Annotated in this window: 2 protein-coding genes and 2 pseudogenes; 2 read left to right on the top strand and 2 right to left on the bottom strand. The window is 64.8% G+C overall.

What is annotated here, in order from left to right; translation table 11 throughout:
* A pseudogene (locus tag EOA29_RS29755) lies at positions 1-1228 on the bottom strand (mechanosensitive ion channel protein MscS); the annotation flags it as partial.
* Between the two features lie 381 nt (positions 1229-1609).
* Between EOA29_RS29755 and recO the strand changes: the two are divergent.
* A complete protein-coding gene (recO, locus tag EOA29_RS29750; RefSeq protein WP_127222003.1) occupies positions 1610-2368 on the top strand; it encodes a DNA repair protein RecO in 759 nt (252 codons plus the stop codon).
* Positions 2369-2376: 8 nt separating this feature from the next.
* On the opposite strand, the gene EOA29_RS29745 is transcribed toward recO, so the two are convergent.
* Complete coding sequence (locus EOA29_RS29745; protein ID WP_127222002.1) at positions 2377-2841, bottom strand: NUDIX domain-containing protein; 465 nt, start codon at positions 2839-2841, stop codon at positions 2377-2379.
* A gap of 244 nt (positions 2842-3085) precedes the next feature.
* On the opposite strand from EOA29_RS29745, the pseudogene EOA29_RS29740 reads away from it, so the two are divergent.
* Positions 3086-3368: pseudogene (locus tag EOA29_RS29740) on the top strand (DUF2339 domain-containing protein); the annotation flags it as partial.

The raw sequence follows: 3368 nt of genomic DNA, 5'->3' as shown, positions 1-3368 counted from the left end.
GGATGCGAACTGCCCTGAGCACATTGGGAACGAAGGCATTGAGGCGCCGCTCGAGCAAAGGAAGCCGCTCGCTGACCTCGGCGGGCAGGTTTATCCCCGCTCCGGCGACCCGCGCGATGACGCCCGTCAGCAATACCCCTATGGCTATGGCGATGATCGATTGGACGGTGGCAGCGAGGACGAACGGCAGGGCCATCGCGGGCGCTGCGAGCCACAGAACAAAGACGAGGATCAGGTATCCGATCGCCACGACGTGCCAAAGCCTGGCGAGACCGGCCAGGAACCTGCCCAGAATGTCGGGTCGGCGGGTCTCGCTGCGGCGCAGCAGCCATCGCCGTACCTGATCGCGATTCTGCAGGATGACGATCAGGGCGAGCACCAGCGCGGCAAACATCACGACCACGCGGACCACTTGCGCGGCGTCTTCCGAAACGTTGACCGCAACGATCGGCGCGAGGAAGAACATCGTATAGCCGACCACGCTGACGAAGCGGCTCAGCCAGAAATACCAGTATGCCGCCGTTGTGTCGCCCAATGTCCAGATCCGCAGCGCGGGCCATCTCGGGGCAAGCAGTGTCCGCGCAAGGACCTTGATGAACTCGATGACCAGGAAGGCGTTCAGGAACAGCGCCCGGTTCATCTCTGCCTGGCCCGCCTGGTCGATAACGAATGCGGAGAGCGAAGACACCGAACCGATTGCCCAGGCCGCGAGCACGGTGAGCGCGTCGGCCAGCGCGGACAACCCGATGAAGCCGAACCGCTCGAACCTGCCTCCGCGTGTCGCTGCATTGGCGAATGTGCGCTGGAACCGTCCAAAGGCGAACCGCAACGCGAGGTAGACGGCGAAGGTGAGGACCACGACAAGGGCGCTGTTGCGTACGGCGTTCCAAAGGCTCTGCACATCGATCGAGACACCTCCTGAAAAGACGCCGGCAATTCTCTCGACGAGGGCGGCGGTCGTCTTGATCAGGCCCGAAGCGCTCTCTGCCGCATCCTTCGTATACGCGGCGACCTCCTGTGCGATCGTCGTTTCAGGCGCTGCCTCGGCCGCCGGCTGGTTGCCTTCCGCGGCCGCGGCGCGCAGCTTGTCGATCAGGCGGTGCCGCGCCTGGTCGTTCTCCAGGATGGTGATGAGCGCTTCGACATCCGCGTTCGGCTCGCCGGGCTTGGAACCTCCTTGTGCGGCCGGCTGGGCGAGGCTTGGTGCCCCGCAGAGCAGTAGAAACAACAACAGAGAAATTAGAGTTCGCATTGCTGGCCCTGGCGGAAAACTATCGATCGGAGTGCGCGCTGCCGGCGCCGGCTCGGACATTCTTGCAAGATCGCAGGCAGCCGCATCTTCGCATTGGTGCAGTTCATCTAGGGCGAACCTGCTGGGGTGGAAGTTGGTACCTTCGTCGAGTGCGGCGGTCCCTCCTTGGCGACGCGCTCTGGGTGCCATAACGAACTTTGCCGCCGATCGTTGCCTGGTTGGCCAAAGACAGCGTCATCGCCAGCGCGAACCGTCTAATGTTGAAGCGCTCGGTTCGCTCGCTGGCTGGTTCCTCTGCGTCAGGTACGACATACGTAAATCTTGATTTCGCCGTCCAACGGGTGAAAAGCTCGACCCATGGAATGGCGCGACGAGGGAATCATTCTCGGCACCCGCAGGCATGGCGAAACCAGCGCCATCCTCGAGGTGATGACGCGCGCGCATGGCCGCCATCTCGGTCTCGTGCGCGGCGGCCGCTCGCGCAAGCAGCAGCCGGTGCTGCAACCCGGCAACCGCGTCGACCTTCTGTGGCGGGCGCGGCTCGACGAGCATTTGGGCATCTTCCAGGCCGAGGCGATCGAGATGAACGCCGCCCGGCTGATGGACAGCGCGGTCGCCGTCTACGGCCTGCAGACCATGGCCGCGCATCTCAGGCTTCTGCCGGAGCGCGACGCCCATGGCGGCCTCTACGAGGCGCTTGCCGTGATGATCTCTCATCTCGACGATGCCGATGCCGCGGGCGAGCTGGTGGCGCGCTTCGAATTGCTGATCCTCGATGAGCTCGGCTTCGGCCTCGATCTCAGCCAATGCGCGGCGACCGGCGCGCGGCAGGACCTCGCCTATGTCTCGCCGAAATCCGGACGCGCCGTCTCGCGCGCCGCCGGCGAGCCCTGGCGCGACAAGATGCTGGCGCTGCCCGCCTTCCTGCAGCGCGGCTCAAGCCTGCGCGCCGACGCGGCCGCGTTGGAGGACGCCTTCCGGCTGACCGGCTTCTTCTTCACCCGACATGTCTATGAGCCACGCGGCCTCGAGGCGCCCGACGCTCGCGCCGGCTTTCTCGCCGCGCTGCGCCGGCATCAGGCGGCAATCAAAGCGATCGAAAGCGTCGCACAGTAAGGCAGCGCCTATCTGGCTTCCCGCCGTTCCAGAAAATCGTCGAGGATGGCGCGCTGGCCTTTCAGGATCTTGAGGCCGGCTTCGGGAAGTGAAAACCAGCCGGCTTTGTCCACTTCGGGGAATTCCTTCTTGGCGCCGGACCTTGGCGGCCATTCCATCGTGAACGTATTGCTCCTGACGGCGTCCACATTGATGTCCGCTTCGACGCTCCAGGCGATCACGATCTTGCCGCTCGGCTGCCTGTAGCTGCCGACGGGTTGGAAGTCGCCGTCGATGGCGACGCCGAGCTCCTCCTCGGTCTCGCGCCGGGCGGCCGCGAGCCCATCCTCGCCATCGTCGATGAGCCCCTTCGGGATCGACCACGCGCCTTCATCCTTTTTTGCCCAGAACGGTCCGCCGGGATGGACCAGCAGGAATTCGAACACACCGCCGGTTCGCCTGTAGATCAGCAGCCCGGCGCTTCGCTGCGGCATCGGTCGTCCTCATGGCTATTCCCCCGAAGACCCTAGAATAGCACGAGTATTTCGCGGCAGGTGGCAGGTAATCTCGCCGCCCGAGTCCGGCCGTTCGACGTGTGCCATTGGATAAAGCCCCTAGTTGCTGGCAATCGGCGCCGAAACATGCTCGACCTTGCAGGCCGGCAAGGCGCTGATTTCAATAGCCGTCCCATTGCCGCATTTGTCGGCCACGACTGGCACGGTTTTGAGGGGAGCCGCCATGGATTTTTTCAGCCTGATAGCCATTGCCGCTGTCATCGCCTTATTCGTCATCGTTTCGCGCCAGCAAACCCGCATCGGCCTGATCGAGCGCGAGCTTGGCGCGCTGCGCAGCCTGGTGCTTTCGGGTATCCCGCAGCCCGCGCCGAAAACGGGCGGGGCGGCGGAAGGCGCGCCGGGCGAAGTTCCCGCCGCGGCCGCGAGTGCCACGCCGCCCGCGCGTGAAGCCGCGTTGACCGAAGTCCCTGCCGCGGCGCCCGATGCTCCCAAAGCCGAAGTTCCAG

This window comes from Mesorhizobium sp. M1E.F.Ca.ET.063.01.1.1 (assembly GCF_003998155.1).
In the GTDB taxonomy this organism is placed as follows: domain Bacteria; phylum Pseudomonadota; class Alphaproteobacteria; order Rhizobiales; family Rhizobiaceae; genus Mesorhizobium.
Note: the sequence above shows the minus strand (reverse complement) of the source record. Positions and strands in the feature narration are given on the sequence as shown.

Excerpts from the sequence above, each read along its gene's own strand:
- recO (WP_127222003.1), top strand. The coding sequence starts at position 1,610 with ATGGAATGGCGCGACGAGGGAATCATTCTCGGCACCCGCAGGCATGGC.
- EOA29_RS29745 (WP_127222002.1), bottom strand. The coding sequence starts at position 2,841 with ATGCCGCAGCGAAGCGCCGGGCTGCTGATCTACAGGCGAACCGGCGGT.